We start from the raw sequence: 20,230 nt of genomic DNA on the forward strand, positions 1-20,230 counted from the left end.
CGGGTTGCCCTTCGTTTACCTGTTTGTGAGACGGTAAATATAGATCGGTGTGTTGTAGAGGTCTTTGAGCCGGATGGTCTCTACGGGGCTGCTCTCGGGTAGGGCAAAGGTGCTACTGATCAGCAGGCTATTAACGCCTTGCCTGTTTGATGAGAGTTTCTTCTGCAGATCAATCATGCCCTTTGGGTGAAGATAACAGACAAGCAGGGATGCTTCAGGCAGCTCGGTAGTTAAAAAGTTCAAACGGCAGAGCTTGAGGTTTTGAAGCTGCAATATGCTTTTACAGAGCTTTGACCATGCCCAGGGCAACCATGAAACTTCATATCCAATAACCTGACGATCGGGATACTTTCGTGCCAATGCAAATGCCATTCCTCCCCAGCCGCAACCGAGATCAATGATTGTGCCTTCTGAAGCCTGTTCACTGGCCTTTAGTATGCAACGGCAGACTTTCCCCGAACTGGGCATCGGCGAGATGCCTGTTTTGAGCGTAAACCACAAAATCGAGAGGCAGCAAAGCGTGATGACTGCAATCACTACAATTTCAAGCATGCGATAAGCCTCTCCCTTCTGACAACTGCTGATTTGTAGGGGGGTAGCGCTGCTGCGTCAACTGATGGCTGGAGTTATCTTTTCTGCATATACACAGAGATTGACAGTCGAGGCCTTCTTCCCACTATTGGCACTCCCTTTTGGAGAGTGCCAGAAAAATGCACTTGGGGGGTTGAAACGATTTCAGCCGAGCCCCATAAAGGGACTTGAATCGGCTACAACCGATTCTTATATACCAGTTTCCATATTATATATCGAAAGGAGAAACATCGATGGCAACAACAGTCCGTCCTTTGCATGATCGCGTAATCGTTCGCCGCCTGAACGAGGTAGAGAAGTCCGCAGGTGGTATCATCATCCCGGATTCCGCCAAGGAAAAACCGGTTGAAGGTGAAGTGATTTCCGCAGGTAAAGGTAAAATCATGGAGAACGGTGATATCCGCCCGCTGGATGTTAAAGCAGGCGACAAGGTTATCTTCTCCAAATATGCCGGCACCGAGATCAAACTCGACGGCGAAGAGTTCCTGATGATGCGTGAAGACGACATCCTGGGCGTAATCGAAGGCTGATCCTTTTCAGTCAAGCAAAGATTAAAGATTTACCGCTTTTCGTAGGCGGGAATCACAGAATATTAGAATTAGATTTAATGGATAATAGGAGATTGAAGAATGGCTAAAGACATTCGTTTCGGTGAAGACGCACGCGCTCAGATGATGATCGGCGTGAACAAACTCGCTGACGCAGTAAAAGTAACCCTCGGCCCCAAAGGCCGTAACGTAGTTCTCGATAAAGCATGGGGTGCACCAACCATCACTAAAGATGGCGTTTCTGTTGCCAAAGAGATCGAGCTGGAAGACAAGTTTGAGAACATGGGCGCACAAATGGTTAAGGAAGTGGCTTCCAAAACTGCGGATATCGCAGGTGACGGTACCACTACTGCAACTGTACTGGCTCAGTCGATTGCTAAAGAGGGCGTGAAAGCAGTTGCTGCAGGCATGAATCCTATGGATCTGAAACGCGGCATCGACAAGGCTGTATCAGCTGTTGTTGCAGAGCTGGCGAACCTCTCCAACGAAGTACAGAATCAGGAAGAGATTGCTCAGGTAGGTACCATCTCCGCCAATGGCGATTCTGAAATCGGCCAGATCATCGCTGATGCGATGGAGAAGGTTGGTAAAGAGGGCGTGATCACTGTTGAAGAGGCCAAGGGTCTTGAAACAGAGCTGGACGTTGTTGAAGGCATGCAGTTCGACCGCGGTTACCTCTCACCTTACTTTGTCACTGATACAGAGCGCATGGAAGCATCTCTGGATCACCCATACATCCTGCTGTTCGAGAAGAAGATCTCTAACATGCGTGACCTGCTGCCAGTTCTGGAAGCGGTTGCTCGTACCGGTAAACCTCTGCTGATCATCGCTGAAGATATCGAAGGCGAAGCGCTGGCTACTCTGGTAGTGAACAAGGTTCGTGGTGTTGTGAACGTTGCAGCGGTTAAAGCACCTGGCTTCGGTGATCGTCGTAAGGCGATGATGGAAGACATGGCTATCCTGACCGGTGGTAAAGTGATCTCTGAAGACCTCGGTCTGAAGCTGGAGAATGTAACTCTGGAAGATCTGGGTACTGCAGGCAATGTGAAGATCAGCAAGGACGCTACTGTCATCGTAGACGGTGCTGGCGAAAAGAGTGCTATCGAAGGCCGCGTTGCGATGATCCGCAAGCAGGTTGAAGACACCACTTCTGATTACGACAAAGAGAAGATGCTTGAGCGTCTGGCCAAACTGGCTGGCGGTGTTGCAGTGATCAAAGTCGGGGCTGCTACTGAAGTAGCGATGAAAGAGAAGAAAGACCGCGTTGACGATGCACTGCACGCAACCCGTGCTGCTGTTGAAGAGGGTATCGTGGCCGGTGGCGGCGTTGCACTGATTCGTGCACGCAAAGCACTGGATAATGTATCGGGCATCAACCATGACGAAGATACCGGTGTGAAGATCATCCGTCGTGCGATTGAAGAGCCTCTGCGTCAGATCGTTACCAACGGTGGCGGCGAAGCTTCTGTTGTTGTTAACGAAGTATCTAACGGTACTGGCCACTTCGGTTATAACGCACAGACTGAAGAGTATGGCGACCTGGTGAAGATGGGTGTTATCGATCCAACCAAGGTAACCCGTTCTGCTCTGCAGTATGCAGCTTCAATTGCTGGTCTGCTGATCACTACTGAAGCAATGATTGCTGATATCCCTGCACCAGCAGCAGGTGGCGCACCTGACATGGGCGGCATGGGTGGTATGGGCGGCATGGGTATGTAAGACCACTCATCTGAGTTGGTTTTATATCAGTCGCTTTAATGCTGATGATTGAGAAGGGCGGTTCCGAAAGGGCCGCCCTTTTTTTTGTTGGCCATTGCACATTGCTCTGATTCGTTATGACTATCGCGTAATTTAGAGCAACCCCATTGCTCTGGTTGATTTGTACTGTCGCGCTTTTTAAAGCAACACCCATTGCTCTAAAAAGCTTGCTTCGGTAGCGTCCCGAATCCTTATTTTTACAGGGGAACAATAGTTTTTGCTGGTTGTTGTTTCTTCTAACTTTTGAACCGGGGTTTATCATGCTCGAATCGATGCGTAATCACGCGCAAGGCTGGATAGCTAAAGTCATACTCGGCGGTATCGCTCTGTCGTTTGTACTCTGGGGTGTTGGCGACTACTTCACAGGTGGCCAGAATGAGCCTGTTGCGACTGTGAACGACAAGCCGATCGGACAAAACGAATTCCATATTGCCTATAATCGCCAGGTTGAAGCCTATCGCCGCATGCTGGGCAAGCAGTTCTCAAAAGAGCTGGCCGACTCACTGAACCTGAAAGAGACAACAATCCAGACCATGATCAATCGCAGGATTATGATCGATGCCGCTGGCAAGCTCGGACTTGCCGCTCCGGCCGCGATTGTACTGGCAACCATTCAGACCGATCCTTCATTCCAGTCTGCTGGAAGTTTCGATCCGCAACGCTACCAGATTCTTACGCGTAACATGGGCTTTGGCTCCGCTCAGGATTATGAAAATGAAATGCGGATCAACATCATGATTGATGCGTTGCAGAGGGCAGTTTCCGATTCGGCTCAGGTATCGGAGTCCGATATTCGCGATGCCTTTAACAGCCAGAACGAGCAGCGTGTGCTCTCCGCCATTGTTGTTGATCCCGACAGCCTGCTGAAATCTGTGAAGGTGGAAGAGCCTGCTGCCAAGGCATGGTACGAAGCGCATAAAGAGCGCTACATGTCGCCTGTGCGTATCAAGCTCAATGCTGTGGAGATTAATCCGACTGAGGTGGCTGCTGACATTACAGTGGACGATGCGGATCTTCAGAAAGCCTATGATGAGCGCAAAGAGAGCTACACCGAGCCGGAGAACCGCAAGGCACATCACATTCTGGCAAAGGTGGCTGCTGATGCCTCAGAAGCAGTGCGTTTAGCAGCTCGTGAGAAGATTGAGAAGGCACTGGCACGCATCAAGGCTGGCGAGGCGTTTACCGCTGTGGCAGAGGATGTCTCTGATGACGTAACCGCGAAAAAGGGCGGTGACCTAGGCTGGTTCAAACAGGGCGTCATGATTGCACCATTTGAAGAGTCTGTATTTTCGCTTAATAAAGGTGATGTCAGCGAGATCGTGGAGAGTGAACTTGGCTATCACCTGATCCAGCTGGACGATGTACGTCCTGCTTCCACTAGGGCCTTTGATGAAGTGAAAGAGACACTGCGTTTCGAGCTGATTCAGGCGCGTGTGATGGATGAGACCTACAAACTCTCCCAGGACCTCGACAATGCACTGGGTATGGAAGATTCACTTAAGGCTGCTGCTGATTCGCTGAACCTAAAGGTGACGACCATTGAACCGGTGAGCATGGATGAGGCGCTTGCCCAGCCACTGCTCTACGACTCCGAACTGCGCGCCAAGGTGTTTTCATCCATGCCGGGCCAGGCAGTTGAGATTCACGATGCCGGTAAGGGACGATATGTTGCATTTGAGGTGCTGGAACGCATTGAACCTGAGGTGCGGGACTTTGCCGAGGTGGCTGCCAGCGCTTATGAAGATGCCCGACGTGATGAGGCCCGCAAGCAGGCTGTTACAATGGCAGATGAGATCCGTAGCCATAGCGACAAATCACTGGATGATCTGGCGCAGCAGTATGGCCAGGCTAAGTTTATCTCCAAGCCTGTTCGCAGTAATGGTGAAGGCGATGAAGCAGGCTGGCTGACCGGTGAGGTGGTAGGGCAGGCATTCCGTGTGAGCTCCGGCGACTGGGTGGCGCGGAGCATGAGTGTACCTCAGGGCATGGCCGTGGTGCGTGTGGATAAGGTGATTGCACCGGATGAGAAGGACCTTGAGGCACAGCGTGAAGCCATTTCCAAGGCTGTGAAGCAGGCTAAGGGTCAGGCGCGTTTCTCTCGCTGGATGGCATCGCTTCGCGACCGCTACGAGATCGCCGTGGATGAGAAGGTGCTTGAGCGTTATTAAGCTTCCCTGAAAATGAGCATAAAAAAAACCGCCCTTGTGGCGGTTTTTTTATGGCCTGATTTTAAGGTTCTTGAGTATCGCTTTAATGAGGCCGGGCGGGCCAATTCCTTCTAACTTCAACAGCCAGAGCGGTCTCCCTTTAGGCCAGTTCGGTGCAAGTTTGACGGCATCTTTGCCGGTCACTGCAACATTCGGTTGATGCAGCATTGCATCAACCTCCTGCTGGCTGAAACAGTGATGATCCGGAAACGATTTTGTTCCAGAGAGTTCAAATCCACTTGTCGTGAGGCTGTCGAAAAAACGCTGCGGCCGTGCTATCGCTGTGACCGCATAAACTGATGAGGGAAGCTCGGCACCGCTGTTCATCAGATCAATCAATTCCGTGGCTTTACTCTGCCAGTGCCATTCGCCTCCTGTGCTCAGCGGAGACGGTTGCTCCAGTTCCGCTGCATCTCCTGTGCGTATGACAATATCGGCCCGCACAAGTGCCTCGATCGGCTCGCGTAGCGGCCCTGCTGGGATCAGGTGACCATTGCCAACGCCTTCGCCGGGCACAAGAACAATGTCACAGCTGCGCTTGAGATGGCGATACTGGAAACCATCGTCGAGTATAATGATATCACCCATGCCTTTAGCCATCTGGCTGCCTGCAATGCGATCTTTTGCTGCGATCACAGGGCATCCGGATAGATCGGCAAGCAGGCGTGCCTCATCGCCGACCACGGCTGGGTCAGCCTGCTTGTCGATGAGTGTTGGCATAGCATTTTTTCCACCATCGCCGCGACAGAGAATGACCGGCGAATAACCTTCAGCTTTCAGGGCATGCGCCAGCCAGATCACAAATGGCGTTTTACCGCTGCCGCCAGCTGTAATATTACCGACTGAAATCAGTGGCAGTGGCGGCTCGACAGTTTGTCTGGCGCGGCGATTGAGGTTACGGCTGCTGATGCAGTGATAGAGTGGCTCAAGGAGCCGAAGCAGCAGAGGTGGTTCAGACCTTGACCACCAGATGCCCTCTATACGGCTGTGTAGCCCGCTCATGCGCTTGTTTTCACGGTGCTGGACAGCCAGGGCTTGATCTCATGCATCATGCGCTCCAGGACCGCCCCCTTATCCCGGATAAAGAGTACTGCGCTGGCATTGAGCTGTTGTAACTCATCCGGATGGGCCAGCAGGCGTGAGATGGCCTGCTCAAGCTCTCGCTCATCAGCAGCCACGATGGCTGCGTGTTCAGACTGCATCTCCTCCATGATTTCACGAAAGTTCTGGACATAGGGGCCGGTGACCGCTCCGCGGCCGCAGATGGCCGCCTCCAATGGATTATGGCCACCGATATTGGCAAGGCTGCCGGCAATGATTACCAGATCGGCAACCGTATAGAGCTTGCCCAGAACACCCATGGCATCAATCAGTACAACATCAGGTTGGGTACTGCTCTGCAGTGCTGACCAACGGGTTAGTTTGAGTCCGCGCCCGCTGATCATGGTAGCCACCTGCTCAAAACGTTGCGGATGGCGTGGCACAATCACGGTCAGAAGATCAGGGCAACAGGCGTGCCAGACGGGCCACATATCGAGGATCTTTTCATCCTCTTTTTCATGTGTGCTGGCGACCAGCAGAATCGGGCGACTGCCGCTGGGATCGAGTTGCTCGCGAAGCGCGGATGCATCGACCTCCGGAGGAGTGATGGCGTACTTAAGGTTGCCTGCAACGCGAACCTTGTCGCTGGCCACACCCATCGCAATCAGCCGAGATGCGTCGACCTCACTCTGGGCCAGAAAGAGGGATACGGGTTTAAGAACGCGCTTCCAGATAGCCCGACTGGCATGGTAACGGGGGAACGAGCGGTCAGATATGCGTGTGTTGATGCCGACCACGGGCACACCCTGTTTGCGACAGGCGGCGAACATGCCGGGCCAGAATTCGGTTTCGGCCAGCAGCAGAAGGGCAGGTTTCAATGTGCGGACAAAGCGGGAGAAGATGGTCGGAACATCCCACGGAAGGTAGGAGATAGTAATGCGCTCCCCAAGCAGCCGGTGGGCATGGGCGAAACCTGTGGCGGTTACCACCGTCAGGTGGACCTCATCTCCGTGGTCGAGAATGGCCTTGATCAGCGGCGCAACCGAACCTACCTCGCCGACTGAACAGGCGTGCACCCAGATACAGCCTGCGCGGGCCGCAGGGGGCTGCAGCATCAAATGCTGCTTCCACTTAATGATGGCGCCCGAATCTCCTGATGATGCACTCATAGGCGTATTCGAACAGGAACGCGTCGCCTAAGCACGCTTTTTACTCTGACTATTCGCAGATAAGAAGCCGTAGAGGAAAAAATGGGTAGGGTGGTCTGGTTTTCAGACCGGTTCATGTTAAGAATGCCGTGAAAAATCAGATTGTTTTGAGCAGAAACCAGAGGGACCCGAATATGATTATTACCGTACTATCGATCGCCGCCATTCTCTATCTTGCGCTGCAGCTGGAGGACAAGGTGGGTGTTCCCTCTCCGGTCGGATTGATTGCACTGAGTTTCGGCTTCCATCTCGCATTCGGTGACCTCTTTATGCTGACCGGTGATCCAGAACATTTTGCGGCACTGGTGATTTTGCTGTTACCGATCCTGTTGATCGGCGATTCACTGGAGCTGAAGGTTTCTGACCTCAAAGAGCACGGTATAAGCCTTTTCTATCTGGCCGTGGTGGCCGTTACCCTTTCCGTTGTCACAGCACTGCTGATCGGCGATGCCTTGTTCGGGCAGTACAACCTTTCAGTTGCTGCGATCATCATGCTTTTTGCCATGGTTCTGGCGACCGACCCTGTTTCTGTGGTCAGTATCTTTTCCAACTTCGACCTGCCGCACCGGCTTAAAATCCTCTGTGAGGGCGAGAGCCTGTTTAACGATGCAACGGCCCTGATCGTATTTGTGTTTGTTGGCCTCTATGCGCTGGATGGTGGTGAGATCACCTTCGCCTATGTGGTGCAGACAAGCCTTGTCGTGGTACTTGGTTCGGCGCTGCTTGGCGTTCTGGTCGGATACATTGGCCTGATGGCAATGAAAACAACTGACAATCGCATTGCCGAACTACTGGTGTTGATCCTGACCGGTTACGGTGCATTCGAAATATCCGAACACTTTTATGTGATTCTCAACCTTTTCGGCGGCCATTCGCATATGCATCTCTCAGGTATTCTGGCTTGTATTATCGCTACAGTGACGGTGCACCACGTGCTCTCCAGAGCCGTGGTGGATGGCGAGAAGCGCCTTGAGAAGGAGGCGGCGGAGCTGGATCGTGAATCAGCAGCCCACTCCACCTCACGAAACATTATTCATGCACTGGTTGAGAAGATTAAAGCTACCGTCGAAGAACGCGACCGCCATCTGCGTACTAAAGAGGATGTCCAGTTGCTGGCCATTGTCGCCAATACCATGCTCTTTGTGGCGATGGCTGAGATTATCGATATGGAGCTGCTATGGAGGTTCAAGACTGAGATCATTGTAATGTTCCTGGCTACAACGCTGATTCGCGCAGCCATGATGGCCAAGTTTGCCTTCATCACCAACCGGACGGAGAAGATGGCCAATGTGAATTTCCGTTGGTGGGGCGTACTAACCTTTGCCGGTATCAAGGGGGGGCTATCCGTGGTCATGCTGATGATGATCCCCTCCACATTTGAACACCTTGAGATGTTCAAAGCGATTGTGGTCGGTGTGATCATGCTCTCCACCTTCATCTACTCATCTGTCCTGATCGCGATTATCGGTAAGAATAGGACGGTGTTTGCCCGTGAATTGGAAGAGGAGGGTGGTCACCACTAAGAAGATTCTACCTCTGCTTCCCATATCCTTGTTGAAACGAAAAAAGGCCCCGCTGCAGCGGGGCCTTTTCTATAAAGGGTGTCTGATGTCGGGGAGGGAGGGGAGGAGGGTGACACCAGACAGGCACGACTTTAGGAAAGTGCAATGAGGAGCCAGTGAATCCGGCATTAAAAAACATTTATAATACACAAGCAAAAAAGTCAGGTATTCCCTGTCTGTGGTCGCTCACTATCTCCGTGTATCAGTTAACAGTGACCCTTCTTCCCAGCAGTTTCTGCATTCTATGTTTGATATCCAGTGCAATACCCAGTGCTGCAGGTACAGAGAAGAGCGTGATCACGGTGGAGAACATCAATCCCCATGATAGAGCCAGTGCCATTGGGGCAACAAACGGATCATGACCTCCCCAGCCGTAAGCAGTGGGTAACAATCCAACAACGGTGGTGATGGCGGTCAGAAGAACGGCGCGAAGACGGCGTTTTCCACTCTCCAGGATTGCATCGCGCCATGGTACACCATCAATGATCTGACGCTGGATAAAGACAGCCATGACCAGCGATGAGTTGACCACCACGCCGGTGAGGGCAACAAAACCCATCATTGCCATGAATGAGAGGGGAGCGCCGTGCAGGAAGAAGCCGATGACAATACCGATAATGCCAAAGGGTATCGCCAGCATAACGAGGATGGGATAACCGACACGGTTAAACTGCACAGCCAGAATGGCGAAGATACCAAGCAGGGCGAATACAAAACTGAAGATCAGCCCGCGCACCGACTCCTGCGTTTTCTCCTCTTCACCACCAAGGTTCACTTTGACCATGTCGGCATCTTCACCCATCCATTCAGCCCTGCGCTGAGTGACAATGGTATTGAGCTCTTTAGAGGTCATATTCTTCTGATCAACCTCAGCTGATACGTTAATCACACGACGTGCATCTTTATGTCGGATGCTGCTGGTACCGGGTTTGCTCTCCAGATGGGCGATGTGGTGAAGTGGAATCAGGCCACCTCGCTGATTGGGGATCTCCAGATTCATCAGAGTATCGATATCTCGTTGTGCCTCTTCAGGATAGCGGATGGTGACATCGATCTCCTCTTTGCCACGTTTAATGGTAGAGACACGCAGACCATCGAATGCAGCACGGATGTGCGTGCCAGCTGTCGCCAGATTCACACCGGCATAGGCTGCCAGTTTACGATCCATGACAATGCGGATTTCAGGATCGCCCGGCTCCAGATCACTCTCCACGGCATAAACACCATGGATCGATTCAAGCATGCCAATCAAGCGTTCCGCCACACGGGTCATGGTGGGCTCATCACCACCGGTCAGTTCAACTTGCAGGGCACGGCCAACGGGTGGCCCCGGTTTTTGCATGGCAAAACTGATATCCATTTTCGGGAATAGCGGTGGAATCTCCTTCTCCAGCACAGACATGACATCGTAGGCTTTGACATCACGTTCGGTAAATGGAATCAGAATAATACGCTCAAAACCAAAGCGGTCGCCGATCTGCTTCAGAGCCTCGCGCTGATCCGCACTGTTCTCTCCGGCAATCATGGTGGTGGTTTCAAGCAGGGTTGGATCAATGCGTTTGCGCACTTCAACATCCAGCTTAATCAGCTCATCGCGCATCTCCTCCAGGGTTGTACCGGTAGGCATGGCGACACGCAGATAAAATGTTGTCTCTGCCCCGGACGGAAAGAGTTGAAATTTCATAGTGCTGGCCAGTGCGAAACTACCGAGCAGGCCGGCAATGGTCAGTAGAATGGTCAGGTAACGCAGCTTAACCGCTTTATGCAGCATCCAAGTATAAATGCGGGTGATCCAGATAAACAGAGGCCGCTCTTTCGGGTGTTTATTGGCGTTGGCAACATCGCGGATATGATTGGGAAGGATAAAGATCGCTTCAAACCATGAGAAGGCGAGCAGAATCACAACCACCAGAGGAATATTGGCAATAAACTTACCGATAATGCCATCCATAAACAGCAGTGGCATAAATGCCACGATGGTGGTCAATACCGTGGCGGTAACCGGTCCGATTAGCTCATAGGTGCCTTCAATGGCAGCCTGTTCAGGTGAGAGGCCACGCTCCATATGGTAGGTGGTATTTTCGCCAATGATGATCGCATCATCGACCATCAGGCCGAGCACCATAATAAAGCCGAACATCACCAGCAAGTTGAGGGTGATGCCCATAAAATAGAGTACGCCGATACCGGCAAAGAAGATGATCGGTAGTCCCCAGGCCGTAGTCAGTGCCACAGCAGGACGAAGGAAAAGCATCAGCATCGCCAGTACCAGTATCAGGCCGATCGTGCCGTTACTGGTCAGTACACCGAGCCTCAGGCGCGTGATGGTGGAGAAGTCATTGTAGGTGCTGACATGAACCTCTTCACCATACTTTTCCGGAACCGTGTCGAGGTAGGCGCGCACTTTATCGACAAGCGTGATGATATCGGCATCGCCTTTTTTGATCACGATCATGGTGATGGCCGGATCACCACGCGCAGCAACGTAACGGTAAGGGCGCTGCAGGGTTTGCGTTACTTCAGCGACATCCTTCAGATATAGCGCCTGCCCACGTTCATTGGCACGCAGTACCAGATTGCCAGCATCTTCAGCAGATACAAATTCACCCGTAATGCGGATGATGCTCTGACCATCTGTGGCTTTCAGGCGTCCACCAGGTGCATTGATATTCCATCCTTTGACCAGCGCAATAATGTCGTTAATGGAGATTCGGCTATCGCGCATCTTCTCTGGATGAGGAACGATGCGAATCTCCTCCTTGCGGTCACCCTGTACAAAAACATTGGCAACGCCGTTGATATCACGCACATCATCTTCGATTTGGCCACTCAGATGTTTGAGTTCCAGCTCCTTGAAGTTACCGAAGATGGAGAAGGTAAGCACTGGTGTCTGCTCCGATTTTACCTCCATAATGATCGGGTCGGCAGGCAGATCGACAGGCAGATCGGCGCGATTAATCGCCTGCTGAATATCAGAGACCAGTCTTGCGCGGTCTTCAAAATTGGGGTCCACCTCAATGGTAATCTGCATGGTTCCTGAATAGGCCGTGGAGCGGATCACATTGATGCCATCAATGCCTTTTAACTCCTGCTCAATCGGAGCCACCATGAGTCGTTCCACTTCACGCGGAGCAGCTCCGGGATAAGCACCGGATACAGCTATCACATCAAAGTTGATGCTCGGGAATGCCTCGCGCTGCATCTGTGTGGCAGCATAGATGCCTCCCAGCAGCAGGATCGTGGAGATGAGGTTGACTACTACTCCGCGTTTAACGAAATAGGCGATGAGGCTTTTCATGAGTTATTGTCCATGGCTGTTTGCGATGTCGATATGCAGTGATTCGAGAAGATTGCCTTGCGCCCAGAGTAGCTGTCTGGATGCTAGTTGCAGTGTGAGTGCCTGCAGATCGGCATTGAGCTCAGCTCTTGCCAGCTCACCTTCGAACTGTACCAGCGTGGCCGTATCGGAGCGGCCCTCGCGATATCGTTTCATTTCAGCTCTAAATTTTCTCTTTTCCGCTTCAGACTGCTTGCGAGCCGCCAACAGTGTGGGTTTGCCATTGCGCAGTGCAGTGATGGCCGTGGCAAGGTCACTTCTTATCTGCTCCATTGTGCTTCTGAGCTGGGCATTCACGCGCTGACGCTGCAGCTCTGCCTTTGCCATGGTTGCCCGTGCTGAGTTGCGCCCCAGAACCTCACTGAGCTCAACTGAGAGTGAGGCGTAGTGATCGTTAGCGCTTAAGCCTCCAGCTGCAGCGCCTGCGGCACTGGTATCAAGTGCCCTAGTCCCTACTTCAGCAACCAGATTAAGTTTCATATTATCACCGTCACGGGCGATCATGAGCTGCGCCTCGGCAGCATCCATCTGGGCTTTCAGAAGCTTCAACTCTGCCCGCTTCTGCTCGGCAATCGCCATTGCCGTGTGCATTTCAGGGGCAGTACGCTCATCAGTGGCTTCGATACGAATATCAATTGCTGATTCCGGTGCGCGCCGCATCAGCATATTCAGGTTGTTCAGGCTTGAAGCCCTGCGTGCCCTGGCGCGCTGCAGGTCGGTTTTGCGTCCTGCAAGAAGCGCTTCGGCCTGCAAGCGGTCGGCAGTTTCAATCAACCCGAACTTTTCCCGCACCTGTTGGTAATTAAGCAGCTCGTTTGCCCGTTGCACGGCCTGATCGGCAATACGGATATTGATGTCATCTGATGCCAGCTGGAACCAGGCGTTAGTCGCCTTAAGTGCCAGTATGCGTGCGGTCACCAGCTGCTGCATATTAGCAGCACGCACACCTGCCTCGCTGGCAATCAGCGACTGGCTGTAATCGGGGCGATCACTGCCTTTGAGTAAGGGATGGCGATAGTTCAGGTTGATCTGATTGCGATAGGCGGGATTGAAGCTTGAAAGCTGGGCAGCCAGTGGCGAGGGGGGGTAGGCCTGACTGGTGCGAATGTAATTGAAGTTGGCGCCAAGGGTTCCACCGCTGGCTAACGGTTTGGCGATACTGGCGGATAACTGACCGAGCCTTGTTTCAGAGGGCTGAAAACTACTGGAGGTTGGTACGGTCTCTTCACTGGCTCCGATGCGGGCAGTGACTACCGGATCTAGCATGCCTTCAACACGTCGGCTGTCAGTCTGGGCGATTTGCCGGTCAATAAGGCTAACGTCCAGATCAGGGTGGCTGCTAATGACTCTTTCAATGGCCGTTTTCAGATCCATCTCTTCCGCAGCTGCAGGCATGGCCCATGCGGAAAGCAGTAGAGTGGTGACGATAATACGGTTGAACGATGGATTCATGGGGCTCCTTCCGCAAACAAAAATCGCACCTAACGCGTGAAAGATGAATGATTCGCATAATATTGACGATGTCAATTATTGGCAACATCAACCTTTTTTGTTTATGGTTCAGCCATGAGTACTGTCATGCCAAAACGATTTGAGGATGGACTGGGTTATCTGGTGCATCACCTGATGTACGCCTTGCGCCAGACGCTGGCTGAGCAGTGTGCCAGCAGCGGGTATCCTATTACAGCAGATGAGCTCGGTGTGGTGATGATGGTGCATCAGTCCGGCAGCGAGATGGGCCTCACCCAGAAGCAGCTGGCTGATATGCTGGCTAAGGATAAGGCGGTTATTACCCGTTTGCTCAATAGCCTGAGCAGTAAAGATCTGGTTGTGCGCTCTGTCGATGAGAAAGACCGCCGCGTCGTGCGCGTCTGCCTGACAGGGAGGGGCATGCAGGCAGCTGAAAAACTATATCCAAAGCTTGTCGAGGTTCTCAGTCAGGCCTATAGCGACATCAGTGAGGAGGAGTTTCTACTCACCCATGATGTGTTAACGCGCATGCTTAATAACGTCAGGGGTATTTCACCCGAATAAAAAAAACGCGACCCTGTGCAGGGCCGCGTTTTAATGATGCGTTGAATCGATCGCTCAGGCGCGTTCGACGTATTCACCGTTTTCAGTATTCACTTTCACGCGTGTACCTGATTCCAGATAGGGCGGAACCATAATCGCAGCACCTGTCTCCAGACGGCCCGGCTTGTAGGAGCTGGTTGCGGTCTGACCCTTGATCGAGGCGTCACACTCCACTACTTCCAGTATCACAGTCTGAGGTAGCTTTACGTTCAGTGGACGTTCTTCATGGAACTCAACCTGAACCATCATCTCGGGCAGCAGGTAGGGAAGTGCATTCTCCAGCATCTCCGCACTCAGTGTGATCTGCTCGTAGGTTTCCATGTCCATGAAGTGGTAATCATCGGCATCGGCATAGAGGTACTGCATATCGCGCTGGGAGAGGACAACACGCTCTACGCGTTCGGTAGAGTTGAAACGTTTGTTGGTTTTATTGCCTGTTTCGATGTTGCGCATCTCCAGCTGCATGCAGGCCACACCTTTACCTGGTGTAACATGATTCGTTTTTATGACGCGCCACAGGCCGCCGTCGACCTCGAGAATATTTCCGACGCGTACGCTGGTTACATTGATTTGCATGGGTTGTTCCTCGCTATTCATCGGCTGCAAATAGAACAGCCAGAGTGAAACTCTCTTCTGAAATGGCCCGGGACGATAGCTATTTGTATCATTTCGGGCAACAATTCGACTTCGGCCGCTTCCGGCCAACTCAGGGAGCAATCATGTTTTTCTGCCAAAATATCCGTCAAAACCTCTGCCTGAATCTCCTTTTATGGGGGAGTGCATGAGTTCCAGCTATAAACTTCAGGAAGCGATGGATGATTTTATCCAGAGCAGCACAGCAAGCTTCTCTTCAGAATCTTCCGTGAACTCGTCCGAGGAGCAGTGTATGGAGATGCTGGCACAGTATCTTATCCACTACTCCGACCTGTTTCAGGATATGGAGCTGGCTGATGAGGGCGATTTTGCCGAATGGGAGGACGGGCTGGAGCAGCATATGTCCGACCTTTTGGAGGGCGATGTTGAGCCATCCGGTGATCTTGGCCCCTTGCCCGTGGATGCGCTTGATCCCGAGCATCTGCGCGATTTCCTTGGCTGGTTCGCGGTGCGCGAGTCCAGCAATGCCGAACTGATTCAGGCTTATGCCGATGTCCTGCTGGCATGGGTCAACTTTGTGCATGATCGGGGCTGGCTCAAGGATGAGGAGTATATGGGTTTTGTCGAGATCCTGGCCGAGGTGACGCCGGATGCTGTGCGGGTGGCGCGCCTTTCACGGGTACTGTTCCACTTTGTCCGTTGCGGCGGCGGTATTTCGCCGCGTCTGCGCGGCAAACGGTTTTCCCGTTTTGTAGAGGGACATGGTCGCGTTGTTACCATCGATAGTCATTCGATTCTATTTGATTTTGACAATATGCAGGAGAAGATTGGTCCGGTTGCGCTGCCGCAGGTGATTCTCGATATGATTGAAGAGGGTGATGTCTTCGATATCGAGTTGGGAAAACGTGGCGATGATTGGGTGATTGTTGATATTGGTCCGGTTTATCCGGGCTCTGTCTATGTTGAGGTAGAGGAGTATCAGGGGCTGGATAAACGCTCCTAGGGGGGGCACTCAGTCTACAGATAAGCCACCTGAGCAAAAAAGTTTAATCATGCTTAATATGAGACTCATTCGTATGGTGTGAATATATCTCCTTTCTCCAACAGATGGAGCGGTTATAGTTCAGGCAGATTCAGATGACATCTGCCAAAGGTGCGCAGCGCGTTCTTTAAGGTGTCATATTTCGGAGGCAGGCATGTTCCATGGTACGATGACCGCACTGGTCACACCATTCTCGAACGGAAAGATTGATGAAGAGGCTTTTCGTAAGCATCTGGAGCGGCAGGTCGAATCCGGCATTAACGGTGTGATTCCGGTGGGTACCACCGGAGAGGCAGCAACTCTCTCCTTTGAAGAGCACAAGCAGGTCATCCGTATTGCCGTAGATCAGGTGGCTGGCCGTGTGCCGGTGATCGCAGGGACAGGAAGTAATAATACCGCTGAATCGATTGAGCTTACGGCAGATGCCAAGGCGATCGGTGCAGATGCAGCATTGTTGATTTCACCCTATTACAACAAGCCGACGCAGGAGGGCATCTATCGCCACTACAAGGCGGTTGCCGATGCTGTGCACCTGCCACAAGTGATCTACAATGTACCTGGGCGTACCAACTCCAATATCGAGCCTGAGACGGTGGGTAGGCTCTCCCATGTTACTAATATCATTGGCATCAAGGATGCCACGGCAAACATGGAACAGTTGGCCCACACCATGGCCGCCTGTGATGGACGTATTGAATTTTACTCAGGTGATGATGCTTCGGTGCTACCGTTTATGGCGATGGGTGGACAGGGCGTCATTTCCGTGGTTTCCAATATCGTGCCGAAAACCATGCTGGCGCTGACCGGTGCAATGCGCCGCGGTGATCTTGAAAATGCTCACCGGGCACAGTTTGCCATGCGCGAGTTGAACAGGATGCTCTTTGTTCAGTCCAATCCGATTCCGGTGAAGGCTGCATGTGCTGCCCTTGGCTGGATGAGCAATGAACTGCGTTTGCCGTTGTTGCCACTGGATGGTGAGTTGCTGAATGGCTTGCGCCAAACCATGGATTCCTTTGAATTCGAAGGCGAACGGTTGGAGCTTGCAGAAAGCTGAGGCCTCAATGTCACGTCTGCGCCTGATCTTCAGCTTCAGGCGGCTGGTGCACTCATTCGCCTATTTTGGTGCCACACTAGCGGCGATTGCTGTCTTCGTGCTGGTGCTGATGCTGGCAGAGTCTGCCGTTTATCTGCTTACGGGGCAGCCGGTATCGGTCTGGGCGATGGTGATTGCAGCTGTCTCCGCCGCCTTCGGCTTTGCGCCATTGGTGCAGTCGATGCAGCGCGCCCTTGATCACCTCTTTTTCCGCCATCAACTCGATACGCTGGCTGCCATTCGCCAGCTGGGGGCAGGGGATCTTGCGCAGATGCCGCTTCAGGATATTGAAACAGCGCTGCTGGAGCGAATCTGCAAGGTGAGCCACCGCCGCTATGTGGCACTCGATGAGCGCAATAGGCCGGATGGTGAGTGGTACGCTTTTCCCGCCAATGCACCGATGATTGATGCATATCCTGACGAGGGTGTGCATGAGGCATATGACCTCTGTCTGGAACTGCCAGATGCCACGGGCGATGCCTATCTCTGGCTCGGGCCGAGGCTGGATAGCTGGCCGATGGACAGTGAAGAGCGAGCCAGCCTTAAGAGTCTGGCGAGGTTTGCAGCCATGAGCCTGGAGCATGCACGCCTGACCCATCAGCAGGCGGAGGCGGCAAGGCTCGATTCGCTCTCGCGCGTTACCAAACAGCTGCACTCCCATGATCTGAAGAACCGTCTGCACGATCTCTCATTCCTAGCCCATCATCTGGGATCGGGCAAACTGGATGAGGAGGATGTGGTGCGGATGTTGACTGCGATCCGCAAGGTGACAGGGAGGATGCAGACGCTGATGCAACGCATGAATGATCCCAATGCGCCGGTTGAGCTGACCATAAAACCGGTTGATCTTGTTGAGATGCTTAAGCGGAGTGTTCGCGATCGCCTCTGGCCCGAATCAATCACGATTTCAGATGACTATCAGATACTGCCTGCAGTGGCAGGTGACAGCGATCAGCTGCAGGGGGTGTTTGAGAACCTCTATGATAACGCTGTGCAGTCGATGCAGCGACAGGGTGAAATCCACATTGAGACCAGGGTTGTGAAAAACAGCGCCAATGAAGAGGTAGCTGAGGTGCGGGTGAGCGATCAGGGCTGCGGTATGACGCCGGAGTTCCTGAAAAACCGTTTGTTCAGGCTCTTTGCCACCAGTAAGAGCAACGGACTGGGTGTTGGGCTCTATCTCTCACGCAGGATCGTAACAGCCCATGGCGGAAACATTACGGCACAAAGCGAAGGGCCGGGCAAAGGTTCCACCTTCATCGTACAGCTGCCGCTGTGGCAGAGTCAGCTTGTGGAATGAGTAAAAGAGTCAGGTGACAAGGGAGCGACAGATATGAAGCAAACGGTACTGGTAGTTGATGATAACGATATCAATCGTCTGAATCTGAAGCTGCTGCTGAAAGAGTCCTACCAGATTCTGGAGGCAGGTGACCTAGAAAGAGCGGATGAGATGCTCTCTGGCCACAGGGTAGACCTGGTGGTGCTCGATCTGGCGTTACCCCCTGAGCCGGACAACCCGGAAATCGGCATGGGCTATCTCAAACGCTTAAGGGCTGAAAGCCCGGATACGCCGGTGGTGGTGATTACCGGCCATGATGAACGTGCATTTGCAGTGCGGGCGCAGGAGATGGGAGCTTTAGACTTTTTCGGCAAGCCATTTGATCCGGATGAAGTGAAAAACACCATTGATCGAAGTATGGAGACAAGCTGGAAGGTCATGCGCGAGCAGGAGATGGAACGCGCACTTCAGAGTCAGGTGAATACGGAGATATTAGGTCAATCCGAAGTGATGTGCCAGTTAAGGCAGCTGATTGATCAGGTGGCATCCGCTCCATCCACGGTTCTGGTTCGTGGTGAAACGGGCACGGGAAAGGAGCTGGTCGCCCGTAAATTGCATGCTGCAAGCAATCGTTCAGAACAACCGTTTATCGCGATTAACTGTGCGGCAATGAGCGCGGAGATGCTGGAGTCTGAGCTGTTTGGCTATGAGATGGGGGCATTTTCTGGGGCGGGCAAGCGTAAGCTGGGCTGGTTTGAGAGAGCCAGTGGCGGCACGCTGTTTCTTGATGAGGTCGCAGGCCTGCCGCTGCCGGTGCAGGCTAAACTGCTTCGCGTGCTGGAGTCGGGTGAGTTTTCGCGTCTTGGCGGTGAGGCTATTCTACGGTCTGATGTGCGCCTGATCTGCTCTACACGCGAGGATTTGGAGGGGAATGTTGCGGACGGTTCGTTTCGCGATGACCTCTACTACCGCATCCATGTGGTGGAGGTCGTGGTGCCGCCTCTTCGGGATCATATCGATGATCTGCCTGAGCTGTCCGATGCGATCCTGTTGCGCAAGGCGGCGATGTGCGGCAAGCGCATGGATGGTTTTTCCGATGATGTACTTGAGCAGATGTCCCGCTACAGCTGGCCGGGCAATGTTCGGGAGCTGGAAAACGTGATCGAGCGTGCCGTGGTTCTGGCAGAGGGAGATCTGGTTGAATCGATACCCTCACTTGTCGGTCCGCAGTTTGTTCCCGGGGATGTTGATCCGTTGCAACTCTGGTTTCAGCAGCTGCCGGAGACAGGCATTCGTGCTGAGAAAGCCGTGGCTGAATTTGAACGCCAGCTTGTTGAGGCGGCACTGGAGCGAAACCATCACATTAAAGCTAGGGCAGGACGCTGGCTCGGCTTTGGTGATCGCGCCAAGGACAAAATGCGTTACCTTTGCGATAAGTATGACATCGAGGTTCAGGAGGGTTTATGAGGAAGCTGTTTGGCCTGCTGGTGATAGGAATTGGACTGTCAGTGTTCGGGCAGGCCAGTGCCATCGACGCGGCTGAAGCAGACTATCTCTATTATCGTGATGCCAATGTGCCGCCATTCCAGAAATCGCGCGAATTTTTCGATATGCCGAACCGTCCCGGACTTTATGAGGTGACGATGGTTTCCGATGCTGTTGGTCCCCTGACCTTCCGGATTGTCAGGGTACATGAGGATAAAGAGGAGACGATGCACCAGCAGCGTAGCTACAAGGTTGGCGGTCATGAGTTTCAGGCCCGTTTCAATAATCCCGGTGGTAGCGATGATCTGATTGTTGAAATTGCCAACTCTAATCCGGCGGCTGTTGCCAAGGTTGCCGTCTTTGTCGTGGAACTTCCCAAGCATTAAACAGGTTTGAAATCCGGGCAGTTGTA

16 protein-coding genes are annotated in these 20,230 nt (G+C 52.8%); 10 read left to right on the top strand and 6 right to left on the bottom strand.

Going from position 1 to position 20,230, the window contains the following annotated elements; genetic code table 11:
• Positions 1-15 precede the first annotated feature (15 nt).
• The gene (locus tag Ga0123461_RS03280; protein WP_100277021.1) at positions 16-552 is read right to left on the bottom strand and encodes a methyltransferase; all 537 of its coding nucleotides are present in this window, start codon (positions 550-552) and stop codon (positions 16-18) included.
• Positions 553-824: 272 nt separating this feature from the next.
• Here Ga0123461_RS03280 and groES point away from each other — a divergent pair, with 272 nt between their 5' ends.
• The 3 genes from groES to Ga0123461_RS03295 all read left to right on the top strand — a co-directional run bounded on the left by groES (position 825) and on the right by Ga0123461_RS03295 (position 5,065).
• Positions 825-1,121, top strand: coding sequence for a co-chaperone GroES (gene groES / locus Ga0123461_RS03285; protein WP_100277022.1), 297 nt, complete (start codon positions 825-827; stop codon positions 1,119-1,121).
• A gap of 99 nt (positions 1,122-1,220) precedes the next feature.
• Positions 1,221-2,858: a chaperonin GroEL gene (gene groL / locus Ga0123461_RS03290; protein WP_100277023.1), complete on the top strand. Its 1,638-nt coding sequence runs from the start codon at positions 1,221-1,223 to the stop codon at positions 2,856-2,858.
• Positions 2,859-3,157: 299 nt separating this feature from the next.
• On the top strand, positions 3,158-5,065 hold the full coding sequence (locus Ga0123461_RS03295; protein ID WP_100277024.1) for a SurA N-terminal domain-containing protein: 1,908 nt from the start codon (positions 3,158-3,160) through the stop codon (positions 5,063-5,065).
• 48 nt (positions 5,066-5,113) lie between these two features.
• Here Ga0123461_RS03295 and lpxK read toward each other — a convergent pair whose 3' ends face one another.
• Positions 5,114-6,106 carry a tetraacyldisaccharide 4'-kinase gene (gene lpxK, locus Ga0123461_RS03300; RefSeq protein WP_100277025.1) on the bottom strand — a complete coding sequence of 331 codons (993 nt, stop codon included), beginning with the start codon at positions 6,104-6,106 and terminating at the stop codon, positions 5,114-5,116.
• On the bottom strand, positions 6,103-7,314 hold the full coding sequence (locus tag Ga0123461_RS03305) for a 3-deoxy-D-manno-octulosonic acid transferase (RefSeq protein WP_232710332.1): 1,212 nt from the start codon (positions 7,312-7,314) through the stop codon (positions 6,103-6,105). Before Ga0123461_RS03305 ends, lpxK begins: the two co-directional genes overlap by 4 nt.
• A gap of 173 nt (positions 7,315-7,487) precedes the next feature.
• Between Ga0123461_RS03305 and Ga0123461_RS03310 the strand changes: the two genes are divergently transcribed.
• Complete coding sequence (locus Ga0123461_RS03310; RefSeq protein WP_100277026.1) at positions 7,488-8,876, top strand: cation:proton antiporter; 1,389 nt, start codon at positions 7,488-7,490, stop codon at positions 8,874-8,876.
• 241 nt (positions 8,877-9,117) lie between these two features.
• Here the strand turns inward: Ga0123461_RS03310 and Ga0123461_RS03315 are convergent, their stop codons facing one another.
• On the bottom strand, positions 9,118-12,213 hold the full coding sequence (locus Ga0123461_RS03315; RefSeq protein WP_100277027.1) for an efflux RND transporter permease subunit: 3,096 nt from the start codon (positions 12,211-12,213) through the stop codon (positions 9,118-9,120).
• A gap of 3 nt (positions 12,214-12,216) precedes the next feature.
• Entirely contained in the window at positions 12,217-13,704 is a 1,488-nt protein-coding gene (locus Ga0123461_RS03320; protein WP_100277028.1) for a TolC family protein, read from the bottom strand.
• Between the two features lie 114 nt (positions 13,705-13,818).
• Here Ga0123461_RS03320 and Ga0123461_RS03325 point away from each other — a divergent pair, with 114 nt between their 5' ends.
• Positions 13,819-14,286, top strand: coding sequence for a MarR family winged helix-turn-helix transcriptional regulator (locus Ga0123461_RS03325; RefSeq protein ID WP_157819207.1), 468 nt, complete (start codon positions 13,819-13,821; stop codon positions 14,284-14,286).
• A gap of 54 nt (positions 14,287-14,340) precedes the next feature.
• On the opposite strand, the gene efp is transcribed toward Ga0123461_RS03325, so the two are convergent.
• A complete protein-coding gene (efp, locus tag Ga0123461_RS03330) occupies positions 14,341-14,901 on the bottom strand; it encodes an elongation factor P (protein WP_100278657.1) in 561 nt (186 codons plus the stop codon).
• Between the two features lie 205 nt (positions 14,902-15,106).
• Between efp and Ga0123461_RS03335 the strand changes: the two genes are divergently transcribed.
• The 5 genes from Ga0123461_RS03335 to Ga0123461_RS03355 all read left to right on the top strand — a co-directional run bounded on the left by Ga0123461_RS03335 (position 15,107) and on the right by Ga0123461_RS03355 (position 20,204).
• A complete protein-coding gene (locus Ga0123461_RS03335; RefSeq protein WP_100277030.1) occupies positions 15,107-15,922 on the top strand; it encodes a hypothetical protein in 816 nt (271 codons plus the stop codon).
• Between the two features lie 193 nt (positions 15,923-16,115).
• Complete coding sequence (gene dapA, locus Ga0123461_RS03340) at positions 16,116-17,015, top strand: 4-hydroxy-tetrahydrodipicolinate synthase (RefSeq protein WP_100277031.1); 900 nt, start codon at positions 16,116-16,118, stop codon at positions 17,013-17,015.
• A complete protein-coding gene (locus tag Ga0123461_RS03345; RefSeq protein WP_232710334.1) occupies positions 17,002-18,354 on the top strand; it encodes an ATP-binding protein in 1,353 nt (450 codons plus the stop codon). The genes dapA and Ga0123461_RS03345 overlap by 14 nt, the downstream gene beginning before the upstream one ends.
• Before the next feature lie 33 nt (positions 18,355-18,387).
• The gene (locus Ga0123461_RS03350) at positions 18,388-19,800 is read left to right on the top strand and encodes a sigma-54-dependent transcriptional regulator (RefSeq protein WP_100277033.1); all 1,413 of its coding nucleotides are present in this window, start codon (positions 18,388-18,390) and stop codon (positions 19,798-19,800) included.
• Positions 19,797-20,204, top strand: coding sequence for a hypothetical protein (locus tag Ga0123461_RS03355; protein WP_100277034.1), 408 nt, complete (start codon positions 19,797-19,799; stop codon positions 20,202-20,204). The genes Ga0123461_RS03350 and Ga0123461_RS03355 overlap by 4 nt, the downstream gene beginning before the upstream one ends.
• Positions 20,205-20,230: the final 26 nt, after the last annotated feature.

The sequence above is a fragment of the Mariprofundus aestuarium genome, from assembly GCF_002795805.1.
GTDB lineage: Bacteria > Pseudomonadota > Zetaproteobacteria > Mariprofundales > Mariprofundaceae > Mariprofundus > Mariprofundus aestuarium.